The organism is Halopseudomonas oceani, from assembly GCF_963677335.1.
Classification (GTDB): Bacteria; Pseudomonadota; Gammaproteobacteria; order Pseudomonadales; family Pseudomonadaceae; genus Halopseudomonas; species Halopseudomonas oceani.
This window is the reverse complement of the sequence record NZ_OY781932.1, coordinates 2,867,560-2,883,323: the sequence shown is the minus strand read 5'-3', so window position 1 is coordinate 2,883,323 and position 15,764 is coordinate 2,867,560. Positions and strand designations below refer to the sequence as shown.

Annotated in this window: 14 protein-coding genes; 10 read left to right on the top strand and 4 right to left on the bottom strand. The window is 59.5% G+C overall.

Annotated features, from left to right (window positions below; genetic code table 11):
* The first annotated feature begins 150 nt into the window (after positions 1 to 150).
* The 4 genes from aroC to ACKPCU_RS13465 are packed head-to-tail and all read left to right on the top strand — an operon-like array spanning position 151 to position 3,149.
* Positions 151 to 1,242 carry a chorismate synthase gene (gene aroC, locus ACKPCU_RS13480; RefSeq protein ID WP_104737528.1) on the top strand — a complete coding sequence of 364 codons (1,092 nt, stop codon included), beginning with the start codon at positions 151 to 153 and terminating at the stop codon, positions 1,240 to 1,242.
* Positions 1,243 to 1,258: 16 nt separating this feature from the next.
* The gene (locus ACKPCU_RS13475; RefSeq protein ID WP_321347420.1) at positions 1,259 to 2,419 is read left to right on the top strand and encodes an MFS transporter; all 1,161 of its coding nucleotides are present in this window, start codon (positions 1,259 to 1,261) and stop codon (positions 2,417 to 2,419) included.
* 13 nt (positions 2,420 to 2,432) lie between these two features.
* A complete protein-coding gene (locus ACKPCU_RS13470) occupies positions 2,433 to 2,903 on the top strand; it encodes a hypothetical protein (RefSeq protein WP_321347418.1) in 471 nt (156 codons plus the stop codon).
* A gap of 60 nt (positions 2,904 to 2,963) precedes the next feature.
* The gene (locus ACKPCU_RS13465) at positions 2,964 to 3,149 is read left to right on the top strand and encodes a PLDc N-terminal domain-containing protein (RefSeq protein ID WP_104737525.1); all 186 of its coding nucleotides are present in this window, start codon (positions 2,964 to 2,966) and stop codon (positions 3,147 to 3,149) included.
* A 52-nt stretch (positions 3,150 to 3,201) separates the two neighbouring features.
* Here ACKPCU_RS13465 and ACKPCU_RS13460 read toward each other — a convergent pair whose 3' ends face one another.
* Positions 3,202 to 3,975: a ferredoxin--NADP reductase gene (locus ACKPCU_RS13460; protein ID WP_104737524.1), complete on the bottom strand. Its 774-nt coding sequence runs from the start codon at positions 3,973 to 3,975 to the stop codon at positions 3,202 to 3,204.
* Positions 3,976 to 4,076: 101 nt separating this feature from the next.
* Between ACKPCU_RS13460 and ACKPCU_RS13455 the strand changes: the two genes are divergently transcribed.
* Positions 4,077 to 4,970, top strand: coding sequence for a LysR family transcriptional regulator (locus tag ACKPCU_RS13455; protein ID WP_104737523.1), 894 nt, complete (start codon positions 4,077 to 4,079; stop codon positions 4,968 to 4,970).
* Between the two features lie 140 nt (positions 4,971 to 5,110).
* Here ACKPCU_RS13455 and ACKPCU_RS13450 read toward each other — a convergent pair whose 3' ends face one another.
* From ACKPCU_RS13450 to ACKPCU_RS13440, 3 genes are all read right to left on the bottom strand, one after another.
* Complete coding sequence (locus ACKPCU_RS13450) at positions 5,111 to 5,647, bottom strand: glycine zipper 2TM domain-containing protein (protein ID WP_104737522.1); 537 nt, start codon at positions 5,645 to 5,647, stop codon at positions 5,111 to 5,113.
* A 133-nt stretch (positions 5,648 to 5,780) separates the two neighbouring features.
* Positions 5,781 to 8,924: a bifunctional diguanylate cyclase/phosphodiesterase gene (locus tag ACKPCU_RS13445; protein WP_321347414.1), complete on the bottom strand. Its 3,144-nt coding sequence runs from the start codon at positions 8,922 to 8,924 to the stop codon at positions 5,781 to 5,783.
* 216 nt (positions 8,925 to 9,140) lie between these two features.
* Entirely contained in the window at positions 9,141 to 10,022 is an 882-nt protein-coding gene (locus ACKPCU_RS13440; protein WP_321347412.1) for a LysR family transcriptional regulator, read from the bottom strand.
* Positions 10,023 to 10,170: 148 nt separating this feature from the next.
* Between ACKPCU_RS13440 and leuC the strand changes: the two genes are divergently transcribed.
* The 5 genes from leuC to ACKPCU_RS13415 all read left to right on the top strand — a co-directional run bounded on the left by leuC (position 10,171) and on the right by ACKPCU_RS13415 (position 15,730).
* Positions 10,171 to 11,598 (top strand): 3-isopropylmalate dehydratase large subunit, encoded by a 1,428-nt coding sequence (leuC, locus tag ACKPCU_RS13435; RefSeq protein ID WP_321347410.1) that lies wholly within the window; start codon positions 10,171 to 10,173, stop codon positions 11,596 to 11,598.
* Positions 11,599 to 11,609: 11 nt separating this feature from the next.
* On the top strand, positions 11,610 to 12,254 hold the full coding sequence (leuD, locus tag ACKPCU_RS13430; RefSeq protein WP_321347408.1) for a 3-isopropylmalate dehydratase small subunit: 645 nt from the start codon (positions 11,610 to 11,612) through the stop codon (positions 12,252 to 12,254).
* Positions 12,255 to 12,325: 71 nt separating this feature from the next.
* Positions 12,326 to 13,408, top strand: coding sequence for a 3-isopropylmalate dehydrogenase (gene leuB, locus ACKPCU_RS13425; RefSeq protein ID WP_321347406.1), 1,083 nt, complete (start codon positions 12,326 to 12,328; stop codon positions 13,406 to 13,408).
* 80 nt (positions 13,409 to 13,488) lie between these two features.
* Positions 13,489 to 14,601 carry an aspartate-semialdehyde dehydrogenase gene (gene asd / locus ACKPCU_RS13420; protein ID WP_321347404.1) on the top strand — a complete coding sequence of 371 codons (1,113 nt, stop codon included), beginning with the start codon at positions 13,489 to 13,491 and terminating at the stop codon, positions 14,599 to 14,601.
* A gap of 109 nt (positions 14,602 to 14,710) precedes the next feature.
* Positions 14,711 to 15,730 carry an aspartate-semialdehyde dehydrogenase gene (locus tag ACKPCU_RS13415; protein ID WP_321347402.1) on the top strand — a complete coding sequence of 340 codons (1,020 nt, stop codon included), beginning with the start codon at positions 14,711 to 14,713 and terminating at the stop codon, positions 15,728 to 15,730.
* The last annotated feature ends 34 nt before the right edge of the window (positions 15,731 to 15,764 follow it).

Here is a 15,764-nt window from a genome sequence, read left to right as displayed (position 1 = left end):
CCCTCCGTGATTGGCGGCTTTACAGGCAGCAACAGGCGGGCGAACCAGACGGCAACAGGCCCTAAGCCTAACGGGCGGACTTCAGACTGTCACCGCTATCGGCCAGCGGGTATACTGCCGCACTGCCCATGTTCAGCTCAGGTTCTTGGTATGTCTGGAAACACGCTTGGTACTCTTTTCACTGTTACCACGGCTGGCGAAAGCCACGGTCCGGCGCTGGTCGCCATTGTGGATGGTTGCCCTCCAGGCCTGCCATTGTCGAGCGAAGACCTGCAGCGCGATCTGGACCGCCGCAAGCCCGGCACCAGTCGTCACACCACCCAGCGTCAGGAGCCCGATGAGGTCGAGATCCTGTCCGGTGTGTTTGAGGGCGTGACCACCGGCTGCCCGATTGGTCTGTTGATTCGCAACACCGATCAGAAGTCCAAGGACTACTCTGCGATCAAGGACCTGTTCCGTCCGGCCCACGCTGATTACACCTATCACCACAAATACGGTCTGCGCGATTACCGTGGCGGTGGCCGTTCTTCCGCCCGCGAAACGGCGATGCGTGTCGCCGCCGGTGCGATTGCCAAGAAGTATCTGGCGACTCTGGGGATTCAGATTCGCGGTTACATGAGCCAGTTGGGCCCGATCGAGATTCCATTCAAGAGCTGGGACGGCGTTAACGACAACGCATTCTTCAGCGCTGACCCGGACAAGATTCCCGAACTGGAAGCCTACATGGATCAGTTGCGCCGTGATCAGGATTCGGTCGGTGCCAAGATTACTGTCGTGGCCGAAGGCGTGCCGCCGGGGCTGGGCGAGCCGATTTTTGACCGTCTGGACGCGGAGCTGGCCTATGCGCTGATGAGCATCAATGCGGTGAAAGGCGTCGAGATTGGTGCCGGTTTTGCCTCGGTGGCTCAGCGCGGCACCGAACACCGCGATGAGCTGACCCCGGAAGGCTTCCTCAGCAATCAGGCGGGCGGCGTGCTCGGCGGTATCTCTTCCGGTCAGCCGATTGTCGCGAGCCTGGCACTGAAACCGACCTCCAGCATCACCACACCTGGCCGCTCGATCGACGTAAATGGTCAGCCGGTGGACGTGATTACCAAGGGCCGTCATGACCCCTGCGTTGGCATCCGCGCGACTCCCATCGCCGAGGCGATGATGGCGCTGGTGCTGATGGATCACCTGCTGCGCCACCGAGCGCAGAACGCCGATGTGAAGGTGACGACCCCGGTACTGGGTCAGCTTTGAGTCGGCACGGTCAGCCGTGAGCGCGGTTGCAGGTTCACCTCTGCCGTACTGGCGGCTGTCCGGCTTCTACTTCGCCTATTTCGCCCTGCTGGGCGGAGTAGCGCCCTTTCTCTCGCTGTATTTCGAATCCCTAGGCTTTGAACCCGCGCGTATTGGCGAGCTGGTCGCGATCCCGATGCTGATGCGCTGCGTTGCACCCAACCTCTGGGGTTGGCTGGGCGATGCGACCGGTCAGCGATTGCTGATTGTGCGGGTGGGCGCGCTGCTCACTGCGCTGACCTTTGCCGGTATCTTCTGGCGCCAGGACTACTGGTGGCTGGCGGCGATCATGGCACTGCACAGTTTCTTCTGGCATGCCGTGCTGCCGCAGTTCGAAGCCATTACGCTGGCCCACCTGGGCAGCCAATCTTCCCGCTACAGCCAGCTTCGTCTTTGGGGTTCGGTTGGCTTCATTCTCACCGTGGTGCTGCTGGGCTTGCTGCTGCAGCGCGAGGGGATGGGTGTTTACCCGATGGCCATGCTCGGCATCATGTTGCTGATCAGTCTGTGCAGCGCCTTGGTGCCGTCGCCACCGCAGCACGTCGCTGCCACGCAGGAGCACACCGACGGTTTCCTGCAACGGCTGTGGCGGCCGGGCGTGCCGGCGTTCTTCCTTTGTGTGGCGCTAATGCAGCTGTCGCATGGGCCGTACTACACCTTCCTGAGTATTCATCTGGAAGCGCTGGGTTATGGGCGCGGGCTCATCGGTGCGCTCTGGGCGCTTGGGGTGGTGGCAGAGATAGTGCTGTTTCTGGTCATGCGCAGGGTGCTAGCCGTATTCAGTTTGCGCAGGCTACTGGTTGCGAGTTTTCTGATTGCGTCGTTGCGCTGGCTGCTGCTCGGCACGTTGGCTGATTATCTGTCTGTGCTGATCTTTGCGCAGGTGCTGCACGCGGCCACCTTTGGCGCCTTCCATGTGGCCGCCATTCACTTTGTTCAACAGCGATTTGGCGAAAAGTATCAGGGACAGGGGCAGGCGCTTTATGCGACGCTTGCCGGGGTAGGCGGTGCTCTAGGCGCGCTCTATTCCGGCTATGTCTGGCAGGAAATCGGACCGGCGCTGACCTTCGCTGTAGCGGCAGCGTCGGCATTTTCCGCTGCGCTGATTCTTGCTTTGCGACTGCGCGAAGACGACTGAATACGGGGGATTGATGAGCATACTAGCGGTCTATGAGAGCAGCGATCTGCGTTGCCCGCGACGGGTCCTGACCCATGTCGAGGACATTCGGCGCGCGTTGGACGCGCTGGGGTTGTCGTTAGCCACAGATGCTGTCGAGGCCTCCGCTGCCGTTGCCAGTCGTACTCATGACGCGCACGGATTGCCTGCCTATCAGCAGGTCGAAGAGCAACTGACTGAAGACAATATTTTCAGTTGTGGTGCTGTTGAACGGCAGGTGCTGGCCGGGCAGCTGCGGCTATGTCTCGGCGGAGCTGACTGGGCGCTGGTGGTTGCGTTGCGCGCAGGCGATTGCATCCGGCTACCCCACGGACTGGAACAGTGCATTTTGCCTGCTGCCGGAGTTGCCTGCTGCTGGAAAGACAGTGCCGCCGATGAGTCTGCCCTGATCTATCATCCACTGGAGGCGCCAGCGCTGGCTGGTTTGCTACCGTTGGATATCTGATTTTCCTGTATGTTCTATAGTGTGTTGGACACACCAACGCCAAGGGGGAAGGCAATGAATATGGGAACAGGTGGCGGTCTGCTGGGGCTGCTGATTTTGATTGGGGATATCTGGGCCATCATCAATATTTTGCAGAGTCGGTCCGAGATGGGGATGAAGCTGTTGTGGGTATTGCTGGTGGTGTTCCTGCCGTTGCTCGGGTTGATTATCTGGTTCTTTGCCGGCCCGCGCGGTAGCAGGGCTTAGACAAAGGCCCCGATGCGCAAGCATCGGGGCCTTTTGGTTACGCCAGTCCGTTTTATTTCTCGACGAAGGCGCGCTCAATAACGTAGTGCCCTTGGTCGCCGTGGCGTGCTTCCTTGAAACCGTTGGCGTCGAGAATCTCGCAGCAGTCCTTGAGCATGCTCGGGCTGCCGCACAGCATGAAGCGGTCCTGTTCCAGATCAAACTGTGGCAGGCCGATGTCGGAGAACAGCTTACCGTTGCTCATTAGGTCGGTCAGGCGACCCTGATTGCGGAAGGGCTCGCGGGTCACCGTCGGGTAGTAGATCAGCTTCTCGCGTACCAGATCACCGAAGTATTCATTGTTCGGCAGGATGTCGTTGATCAGCTCCTGATATGCCAGATCGCTGACGTTACGGCAGCCGTGGGTCAGGATCACCTTGTCATACTGCTCGTAGGTTTCCGGATCCTGGATGATGCTGATAAACGGCGCGAGGCCAGTGCCGGTGCTGAGCAAATACAGGTTACGGCCGGGGATCAGATGATCCAGTACCAACGTGCCGGTCGGCTTTCGGCTGATCATGATCTGATCGCCTTCGTTAATGTTCTGCAGGCGCGAGGTCAGTGGGCCGTCGGGCACCTTGATGCTGAAAAACTCCAGCGTGTCTTCGTGGTTCGGGCTGGCGATGCTGTAGGCGCGCATCAGCGGGCGACCTTCGACTTCCAGACCGATCATGATGAAGTGCCCGTTCTTGAAACGGAAACCAGGATCACGGGTGGTCTTGAAGCTGAACAGGGTATCTGTCCAGTGGTGCACGCTGAGTACTTTTTCGGTGTTGAAGCCTGACATGACGCCTCCAGAAGTGAACATCTCTTGGCCGGCGAGTCTACGCAGGGTTAATCTATCGGTGAAACGAATAATTCATATATGGCTATTCGGAAAAATCGATTATGAAGTACACCCTGCGCCAGCTTGAAGTCTTTCTCGCCACTGCCTTCCATGAAAATCTCACCCGCGCGGCGGCCAGTCTGTCGATGTCGCAGTCGGCGGCGAGCAGCGCGTTGAAGGATTTGGAGAGCCAGTTTGATGTACAGCTGTTTGACCGGGTGGGCAAGCGCCTGCAGCTGAACGAGTTGGGCGAGAGCATTCGACCCCGAGCCGAGGCGCTATTGGAGCAGGCCCGTGGCCTGGAGAGCGCGCTGGCGCGGCATCAGGAGCTTGGCCATTTGCGGGTTGGTGCGACGCTCAGTATCGGTAACTATCTGGCGGTTGAAATCATGGCTCGTTACATGGGCGAGCAGGCGGGGGCGCGGGTCGAACTGGAGGTCGCCAACACCGAAGCCATTGTGCGCAAGGTGGCAAACTTCGAGCTGGATCTCGGGCTGATCGAAGGGGAGAGTCGTCATCCGGACCTGGAGATGATTCACTGGCGGGATGACGAACTGGTGGTGTTCTGCGCGCCGGATCACCCGCTGGCCGGCAAGCCCTGGCTGACCGACGACGATTTGCTGAGCGTTGCCTGGATTGTCCGTGAACAGGGCTCTGGCACCCGGCAGCACTTCGAGTGGGCGATGCACGGTCTGTTGCCCGAGTTGAACATCAAGCTGGAGTTGCAGCACACAGAGGCGATCAAGCGGGCGGTCGAAGCAGGGCTGGGTGTGGGCTGCCTGTCAGAGATTACCCTGGTCGATGCGTTTGAGCGCGGCCGGCTGGTGCCGCTGCCCGTTCCCCATCGCGACTTTCATCGGCGTTTTTACTTCGCCCTGCACCGGCAGAAGTTCCGCAGTGCAGGGGTGGAGCGCTGGCTGGAGTTGTGTCGTGAGAGTACAGAGGGGTTGGCGTAGGGCCGCGGCATGCCGTGGCCGGTCTTTCTGGTGTGCGTTGGGGCAGCGGGCGCGACATGTCGCGCCCCTAAAGCTTTCGTGGAAGGCAGAAAAAAGCCGCAACGCTTGCGCGCTACGGCTTCGTTTACCGCCAGCAATGATCAGTTGCTGCTCAGCACCAACTCTCCGTCTTTCAGCGGAATGGTGTCGCCGGGCTTGTGGTCCATACGAACGGTACCGGTTTCGTCGCCGATGCGGTATTTGACGTTGTAGCCCACCACTTCATCGTGGCTGTCGTAGACTGTCTCACAGCGGCGCTCTGTGGTGGTGTACGTGCTGTTGTTCTGCATGTTTTCCTGGATGCGGTTACCGGCGTAACCACCAGCGGCAGCGCCAGCGACCGTGGCGATTTTCTTGCCGTTACCGCCGCCGACCTGATTACCCAGCGCACCGCCGACGACCGCGCCGGCTAGGGTGCCAAGAATGCGGTTCTGGTCCTGTACCGGCTTTTGCCGGGTGACGGCGACATCGTTGCAGACTTCACGCGGGGTGCGCTGGGTCTGAGTGATCTCGGCAACATCAAGAACGTCAGCCTCGGTGGGTGTTCTGTCTGCGAACGCGGTATAGCCTGCAATAGCGCCGCCGGCAGTTGCCACTGCAGCGCCGACCAGAATGCCCGTCAACATAGACTTGTTCATCGTAAGTACTCCTTGTTGCCTATGATTGTTACTCCGCAAACGCACGCGGCTCATGCAGATATCGACTGCTCACCATGCGGTCGGGTTCCCTGTGACCCCCGCCATGCGTCGGGTTTGTGACGGAATTGGCGCTTCAGTGTTGTTGTTCGAAGCCGCCAGTTAAAAGCAGGGTGCGAAAGCTGTGTTCGTCGATCGGGGGGCTGAACAGGTAGCCCTGGAACTGATTGCAGCCCTGGGCGTGGAGGAAGTTGAGCTGTTCACGGGTTTCTACACCTTCGGCAATCAGGTCCATGTGCAGGCTGGATGCAATGGCGATGATGGCTCGAATGATCTCGGCGTCGTTGACGTTGTTGGTGGAGTCGCGCACGAAGGACTGGTCGATCTTCAGCAGATCAACCGGCAGTCGCTTGAGGTAGCTGAGTGACGAGTAGCCGGTGCCGAAGTCATCGATCGAGAAGTGCACGCCGTGGCTGCGTAGCTCGTTCATCTTGTCGATCGTATCGCTGATGTTCTCGATGACGATACCTTCGGTGATTTCCAGGCTCAGGCAGCGAGTCGGGATGGCATGCTGGTGTATGGCGCCCATGACGTCATCAACGAAGGTGGAGTGACGGAACTGGCGAGGGCTGATGTTGACGCTGAGACAGAACGTCTCCGGGTCGATCAGTTGATCAGCCAATAGTCCGGCGATGCATTGGCAGGCCTTGTTAAGAATCCAGCGTCCAGCATCAAAGATCAGGCTGCTCTGTTCCAATACGTCGATAAAGGTCGCCGGTGCGATGACGCCGCGCCGTGGGTGGTGCCAGCGCAACAGTGCTTCGGCGCCAAGGATCTTTTGGCTGCCGTAGATCACCTGTGGCTGGTAGTACAGCCTGAACTGGTCGGTGCCAAAGGCCTTGCGCAGTTCCGACTCGATAGCCAGGCGCTCACTGGCGACGGTCTGCATGGACTGCTCAAAAAAGGCAATACCATCACGGCCATCTTCCTTGACCCGGTACAACGCAATGTCGGCGCGTTTTAGCAGGTCTTCTGCGCTGTCGCCGTGCTCGGGGATCAGGGCAATACCGATACTGGCACTCAGCTGCAGTGCATGGCCTTCGACCTGCATTGGCTCGGAGATGGCATCCAGCAGCTCCCGTGCAGTCTGCTGTACTTCCTGGCGCAAGAGGGTGCCCGTGCTGTTGAGCCCGCTGAGCAGGACAACAAACTCATCCCCACCGAGTCGCGCTACGGTGTCCTCGGCGCGCACTCGGCCGAGCAGTCGGTGGGTGACCTCCTGCAGAACGGCATCGCCGCAGGAGTGTCCGAGCGAGTCGTTGATATGCTTGAAGTGATCCAGGTCGAAGAACAACAGGGCGCCGCGCAGGGCATGGCGCTGGTACAGTGCGTTCAGCTGGCTAAGGCGATCACTGAGCAATAATCGGTTGGGCAGATTGGTAAGGGCGTCGTGGTAGGCCAGGTGCTTTACCTTGGCTTCAATGCGTTTTTGCTCGGTGACATCGCGGGCAGTCAGCAGTACGCAGTCCTGTCCCTCGACCTTCAGTGGCTGGGCGGAAACAGCTACCGTCCGTTCGGCGGCGTCCCGGGTGCGCAGCCCCAACTCCTGGTGGTAGACCCCGCCGTGCAGCTCCATCTGGAGGATCAGTTCGTCAAGTTGGTCCGGTTCTACCCACAGGCCCAGTTCAGCGGCACTGCGTCCAACGGCATCCTGTTCATGGTAGCCGGTCAGGCGGCAGAAGCCTTCATTGACTTCCAGGTAGCGTCCGGACATTCGCTCGCTGATGGTGATGGCATCAGGGCTGCCTTTGAAAGCCCGGGCGAACTTGTCTTCAGAGGCGCGCAAGGCCGCTTCCGCCTGGGTGCGTGCGGTAATGTCGCGGAAGCTGAACAGCACGCATCTCTGGCGGTTGATACGCAGGCAGGTGGTGGAGGTTTCGCAGAGCAGTACGTGCCCGTCGCGGGTGGCGAAGGTGCAAACCCTTTCCGATAAGTCCTCGCTGCCTCGGGCCGCTTCGTTCAGCCCGGCGTCGGCTGGCTGATTGCTCCACAGGCCGGCCTGTTGGGGGGTATTTCCGACCAGATCGAGCAAGGGATAACCGAAGGTACGGGAAAAGCTCTGGTTGACCTCGATAATGCGCTGACTGTCGCAGTGGATCAGGCAGTAGGCGTCAGGCGCGCTTTGAAACAGCATAGAGAACTTGGCTTCGCTTTCGACCAGCGCAGTCTGGCTTTTGCGCTGATCGGTGATATCCATCACCGTGCCGATGATACGGGCAGGTTGTCCGAGCGAGTCCAGATGCAGAGTGGCTGTTGCCTGCAGCCAGCGCACGCTCTTGCCGTGCGGCACTCGGTAGGTCAGGCGGTAATGGGTTTGATGGCCCCGACAGATGGTGACCAGTGCGCGCCGGATAGCTCGTTTGTCCTCACTGATGATTTGTCGCATAAACGCACGCGCAGAGCCCTGCCAATCGTTTGCAGCGAGACCGTGCAGTTCGGCAGCGCGGGCGGAGCAGTGGAGGGTGTCGCTGCCCAGCTTCCAGTCCCAGATACCCATCTGCGCAGCGTCGAGCGCCAGGCGCAGGCGTTCCTGGCTGTCTCGGAGCGCTCGATCCCTACTTTGCTGTTGGCCAGAAAGGAGGATGGTCACAATCAGGTTGTGTCTATTTCGCAGCAGCACGGTTTCGGCGTGCAGAAACACGTCAGCGCTCTGGCCACCGGGCAGACGGATTCTCAGTTCCTCTTCCTGCAGAATGTCGCCATTGGCGAGCCTGGTGTGCAGGCGGTCGCTGACCGATTGCGGCAGTAATCCGAGTTCTGCAACGGTACGTCCCTGACATGCGCTATTACTCATGCCGCTGAGACGTTCGAAGGGCGGGTTGACCTGGAGAATGCGGCGGCTGGACAGGTCGATCATCATCTGTGCGGCGCTGTTGTCGGAGAATTCACTGCTATAAGCGGGGTCGCTGGGGACAAGGGGTAACAAGCTGATCAGCAATTGCTGTCCGCCGTTGCAGTCGACCCTGTCCATGCTCAGGCGGCAGCGCTGTAACCCGCCGTTGCGGCCGAGCAGGCTGACAGAGCGGTTGCGCAGGCAGTTGTTGCGGTCAAGCTCGCTGAGCAGGGCGCGCCATTGTGCCGGGCGGCCCCAGAGCGGAAAGCTGGCAGCGTCCTGGCCGAGAATGTGATCGCTATGCCACTGGAACTGCTGAACGAAGGCGTTGTTGAGGTCGATGATTCGATTGGTTCGCTGCTCGATCATCAGGGCAGGACAGGGCATGCCATGGAACAGCACGTTAAAGGGAAGCCCTGATGCGAAAAGTGCATCCGGTGGGGAAGTGCCTGTGTTGCCTGGCATGGTTTTCTGATCCATTCAGTGGGGCCTGCTTGCCCCGATGCCGCTGCAGGCCCGCGTGTTGCTGAGCTGTTCGGCTAATTCCTTCTTGCTTGAAGATAGTCCTGCTCCTGCGGTTGAACAAGTAACCGAAAGTCGGAATCAGCTTGATTGCCGACGGGCGTCGCGCAGCAGGTCGATCAGCGCGCGGGCAGCGTTGGACTGGGTGCGTCCGCTGTGCCAGATGCAACCGAGTTCGCGTTGCAGGTGCACGCCCGGCAGTGGCAACACACTGACTTGGCTGTCGAGCATGCTGCGCGGTAACACGCTCCAGGCCAGGCCGATGGAGACCATCATCTTGATGGTCTCCATGTAGTTGGTGCTCATGCTGATCTGCGGCTGGACGTGATGACGCTCGAACAGGTCGCTAACGACCTTGTGGGTGAAGGTGTTGGTGCCGGGAAAGACCGCCGGGTAGTCGGCCAGTTGTGCCAGGTCGAGCGATTTCTGGCGCGCCAACGGGTGCTCGGGGGCGATGACAAAGTCGAGCGGATCATGCCAGATCAGCTCGCTCATCACCGGCGGCTCGATCTCGGGGGCCAGGGTGATCACAGCCAGCTCGATCTCGCCGTGTAAAACCTTGTCGTAGGCGACCTCGGAGTCAAGAAACTGAATGTCGAAGGAGACTTGTGGGTGACGCCGGGTGAACTCGCGCAGCACCGGGGGCAGGCGATGCAGGCCGATGTGGTGGCTGGTGGCGATGCTCAGACGGCCGGAGACTTCGCTCGATAGATTGCTCAGCGCACGGCGCGTATCATTCAGCAGGCTGAGCACCTGTTCGGCGCGTGGCTTGAGGGCCAGTCCTGCCTCGGTCAGCGATACATGACGGGCAATGCGATCAAACAGCCGTGCATCGAGTTGCTGCTCAAGCATGGCTATGCGTTTGCTGACCGCAGGTTGGGTCAGGTGTAGCTGCTCGGCAGCGCGGGAGAACGAGCCAGTCTCGGCGACGGCAAGAAAGGCCTGCAGGTTGGCGGTGTCCATGTCGTATTCCAGTTGGCTATCCGTTTTATAAATAATATTCCTTTGTTTTATCTCTGGGTAAAATTTATTCTGTACCCAGTGAAAGAGTCGCCGCAGGGCCTGCAGTTGCAGGGGACGGTGGCCACAGTCTGATGCCCAGGAGTAACCCATGTCTGCGAAAACGCTTTACGACAAGTTGTGGGATAACCATCTCGTCAAACAACGGGATGATGGTTCTGCATTGATCTATATCGATCGTCACATTCTCCACGAAGTGACCTCGCCACAGGCGTTTGAAGGGCTGCGACTGGCTGGCCGCAAACCCTGGCGCATCGACGCCAACATCGCCACCCCGGATCACAACGTGCCGACCACAAAGGCTGAGCGTCAGGGTGGTCTGGAAGCCATCGCGGATGAAGTCTCGCGCATCCAGGTCAAAACTCTGGATGAGAACTGCGACGCCTTCGGCATCCTCGAATTCAAGATGAACGACGTGCGCCAGGGCATCGTCCACGTCGTTGGTCCGGAGCAGGGCGCAACCCTGCCGGGCATGACGGTGGTCTGTGGTGACTCGCACACCTCTACCCACGGCGCCTTTGGTGCGCTGGCACACGGTATTGGCACCTCCGAGGTCGAGCACGTGCTGGCAACCCAGTGTCTGGTCGCCAAGAAAATGAAGAACATGCAGGTACGGGTTGAAGGGCAGTTGCCCTTCGGTGTCACCGCCAAGGACATCGTGCTGGCCGTGATTGGCAAGATCGGTACCGCGGGCGGCAACGGTCACGCGCTGGAGTTCGCCGGTAGTGCGATCCGCGATCTCTCGGTCGAGGGCCGCATGACCCTGTGCAACATGGCCATTGAAGCGGGTGCGCGTGTGGGCATGGTTGCGGTTGATGAAAAGACCATCGAATACGTCAAGGGTCGTCCGTTTGCGCCGCAGGGTGCCGAGTGGGATCGTGCGGTCGAGGCCTGGAAAGATCTGGTCTCTGACGCTGATGCGCACTTCGACACCATCATTGAACTGCGTGCTGAAGACATTAAGCCTCAGGTCAGTTGGGGTACCTCGCCGGAAATGGTGCTGGCTGTTGATCAGAACGTGCCGGACCCGGCCGCCGAGAGCGATGCCGTCAAGCGTGACTCCATCGTGCGTGCGCTCAAGTACATGGGCCTGACTGCCAGCCAGCCGATCACCGACATCAAGCTGGATCGCGTGTTTATCGGCTCCTGCACCAACTCGCGGATCGAAGACCTGCGCGCAGCAGCGGCCGTGGCCAAGGGTCGCAAGGTGGCAGCCACCGTCAAGCAGGCGCTGGTCGTTCCGGGTTCTGGTCTGGTCAAGGCGCAGGCCGAGAAGGAAGGGCTGGACAAGATCTTTATCGAAGCCGGTTTTGAATGGCGTGAGCCCGGTTGCTCCATGTGCCTGGCGATGAACCCGGATCGGCTGGAAAGTGGCGAGCATTGTGCGTCCACCTCCAACCGCAACTTCGAGGGGCGTCAGGGCAACGGTGGGCGTACCCACCTGGTGAGCCCGGCAATGGCTGCGGCCGCTGCGGTGACCGGTCGTTTCATTGATGTTCGCGAATTGATGCAGGCCTGAGGAGAGTCGAGATGAGAGCCTTTACCCAACATACCGGCCTGGTCTGCCCGCTTGATCGTGCCAACGTCGATACCGATCAGATCATTCCGAAGCAGTTTTTGAAATCGATCAAACGCACTGGGTTCGGTCCGAACCTGTTTGACGAGTGGCGCTACCTGGATGTCGGTCAGCCGAATCAGGACAATTCCAAGCGTCCAATCAACACGGACTTTGTGCTCAACTTTCCGCGTTATCAGGGCGCCAGTGTGTTGCTGGCGCGTGAAAACTTCGGCTGTGGCTCTTCCCGCGAGCACGCGCCTTGGGCGCTGGACGAGTACGGCTTCCGTACGGTCATCGCACCGAGCTTCGCCGATATTTTCTACAACAACAGTTTCAAGAACGGCCTGTTGCCGATCATCCTGCCGGATGAGGTGCTTGATGAGCTTTTCGAGCAGTGTGAAACCACTGAAGGCTATCAACTGACGGTGGATCTGGAAGCGCAGACGGTGACCCGTCCTGACGGCAAACAGTACGCCTTCGAAGTTGATGCCTTCCGCAAGCATTGCCTGCTCAACGGCCTGGATGATATCGGCCTGACCCTGCGCGATGCCGATGCGATCAGCGCCTTCGAAGCCGGTCACAAACAGCGTCAACCCTGGCTGTTTCACAACGGCTGACAGGTTCCGCACCTGAACAACGGGTGCACAGCGGGCTGCGCTGTGCACCATGAATGATTATGAGGATACACATGAGCAAACAGATTCTGATCCTGCCGGGCGATGGTATTGGTCCGGAGATCATGGCCGAAGCGGTCAAGGTGCTGGAAGTGGCCAACAGCAAGTTCAATCTCGGCTTCGAGCTGAGTTTCGACGACCTGGGTGGTGCTGCCTACGACCGCTATGGTGTGCCGTTGGCCGACGAAACCCTCGACCGCGCTCGCGCCGCTGACGCGGTGTTGCTGGGTGCCGTTGGCGGCCCGAAGTGGGACACTATTGATCCGGCGCTGCGCCCCGAGCGTGGCCTGCTGAAGATTCGCTCCGAGCTGGGTCTGTTCGGTAACCTGCGCCCGGCCATCCTGTATCCGCAGCTGGCGCAAGCCTCGACCCTGAAGCCTGAAGTGGTTTCCGGTCTGGATATCCTGATCGTGCGCGAGCTGACCGGCGGTATCTACTTCGGTAAGCCACGGGAGCGCACCACACTGGAAAATGGCGAGCGTATGGCCTACGACACGCTGCCTTACAGCGAAAGCGAAGTGCGCCGTATTGCCAAGGTCGGCTTCGACATGGCGATGGTCCGCGACAAGAAGCTCTGCTCGGTCGACAAGGCCAACGTACTGGCGTCCAGTCAGCTGTGGCGTGAAGTAGTCGAAGAAGTAGCGAAGGATTACCCGGAAGTCGAGCTGTCGCACATGTACGTCGACAACGCGGCGATGCAACTGGTTCGTGCGCCCAAGCAGTTTGACGTAATCGTTACCGACAACATGTTTGGCGACATCCTGTCCGACCAGGCGTCCATGCTCACCGGCTCCATTGGCATGCTGCCGTCGGCGTCGCTGGATGTGAACAACAAGGGCATGTACGAGCCGTGTCACGGCAGTGCGCCGGATATCGCCGGCCAAGGCATTGCCAACCCGTTGGCGACCATCCTGTCGGTCTCCATGATGCTGCGTTACAGCTTTGCGCAGGTAGCGGCAGCTGATGCCATTGAGCAGGCGGTCAGCCAGGTGCTTGATCAGGGCCTGCGCACCGGTGACATTCAGTCCGAAGGCTGCCGCAAGGTCGGCACCGTGGAAATGGGTGATGCCGTAGTAGCAGCACTGAAAAACCTGTAATCTGTTTGACTATCCATTTACGCCCGGCTTCGGCCGGGCGTATGTGTCTTTGAATCTGTTACCCCACGGGGGTTGTTGTTATGAAACAAGTTGGTTTGGTTGGTTGGCGTGGCATGGTCGGCTCTGTGCTGATGCAACGCATGCGCGACGAGAATGATTTTGCTGACATTGATCCGGTGTTTTTCACCACGTCCAACGTGGGCGGCAAGGGCCCGGATATTGGTAAAGACATTCCCGCGCTCAAGGACGCTTTTGACCTTGAAGCACTCAAGCCGATGGACGTCATCATTACCTGCCAGGGCGGTGACTACACCAGTGAGGTGTATCCCAAGCTGCGTGCTGAGGGCTGGAAAGGTTACTGGATCGACGCTGCGTCCACTCTGCGCATGGAGGACGAGGCGGTTATCGTGCTGGATCCGGTCAACCGTCGTAACATCGATCAGGCGCTGCGTGACGGGGTCAAGACGTTCGTTGGTGGCAATTGCACCGTCAGTCTGATGCTGATGGGTCTCGGCGGCCTGTTCGATCAGGGGCTGGTCGAGTGGATGAGCGCGATGACCTATCAGGCCGCGAGTGGTGCTGGCGCACAGAACATGCGTGAGCTGATCAGCCAGATGGGTGCGATCAACGCGTCGGTTGCCGATCAGTTGGCTGACCCGGCCAGTGCGATTCTGGAAATCGACCGTACTGTTGCCTCGACTCTGCGCAGTGAGTCCTTTCCCGCTGACAACTTTGGCGTGCCGCTGGCTGGCAGCCTGATCCCGTGGATCGACAAGCAACTGCCCAACGGCCAGAGCCGTGAAGAGTGGAAGGCGCAGGCCGAGACCAACAAGATCATCGGTCGCAGCGGTCGCCCGATCCCGGTTGATGGTATCTGCGTGCGCATCGGCGCCATGCGTTGCCACAGCCAGGCGCTGACTATCAAGCTGAACAAAGATGTGCCGCTGGCGGACATCGAGTCCATGCTGGCTGAGCACAACCCGTGGTCCAAGGTGATTCCCAATACCAAGGAAGATACTCTGGTTGGCCTGACCCCGACTGCTGTTACCGGCACGTTGAGTGTACCGGTTGGTCGTCTGCGCAAGTTGAACATGGGCTCGCAGTATCTGTCGGCCTTTACTGTCGGTGACCAGCTGCTGTGGGGCGCCGCCGAGCCGCTGCGCCGCATGCTGCGAATTCTGCAGGAAGGTTGATCGCGGCTCGTCTGGCGCGTTTCGCGTTTGCGGTAACGATCAGGGCATCCCGTTTCGTCGGGATGCCCTTTGTGTTTATGTAATGCATGAAATAGATGAAGGGCAGGGTATGAGCAAAGCATCAGGTGTGGCGATTGTCGGTGTCAGCAGTCTGGCGGGTGATATGCTGGTCAATATGCTGGACGAGCATGAGTACACGTTCTCCTCCGTCGCGCTGGTTGATGTTGACGACGAGGCGGGTGAGCGCCGCATGATCAAGGGCCAGAGCGTCCGGGTCGAAGCGCTCTCAAGCTTTGATTTCTCATCGGTTGCGGTTGCCATTGTGGCAGGTGAGCGCGAATTCGGTCTGCAATGCATCGGCAATATCCGTGATGCCGGAGCGCTGGTTGTGGATACAACCGGACTGCTGGCCGGGCAGGGTGCTAGCGTTGTCGCCGGGGTCAATACGGCTGCTCTGGCCGATGCGGTCGGCCGCCGAGCGGTGTCCTGCCCTGATGCCCAGGTCGTGCAGAGCGCGCTGGTGCTGCAAGCGCTGGCGGGGATGTCGACGCTGCAGCGCGTGAGTGTTTCTACCTACCAATCGATGTCCACCCACAGCAAAGCGGCGGTGGAAGTACTGGCCATGCAGACCGGTCGACTGCTCAATGGTCAGCCGATTGAGAAGGGCGGTGCGCTCGACAAGCAGGCGGCGTTCAATTTGCTGCCGTGCACCAGCGATATTGACGCATCCGGTGCCAGCCGCGAGGAGCGTGATCTGGTAAATGGTGTTGTTGACGTCCTCGGGTTGAAGGATGTGCCAGTGCTGGCAAGCTGCGTCATGGTGCCGCTATTTTACGGTACCGCCCAGATGATGCAGGTCACCACGGCTGAGCCGCTGGACAGTAAAAAGGTGGGTAACATCTTGCGGCGGGTCAAGGGAATCAAGGTATTGGACAAGGAAGGGGCAGGTGGTTTTCCAACGCCAATAACGGATGCGACCGGGTCTGACGAAGTCTGGGTGGGACGTATTCGTCAGGATGTGGCCGAGCCGAACACTACTCATTTGTGGATTGTGTCTGATAATCTGCGAAAAGGTGTCGCACTTAACAGTCTGGCGGTAGCCGACTTATTGATAAAAGACTATTTGTAATCGATACTTGCTAGTGTTTTTGTATCAAGCAGGT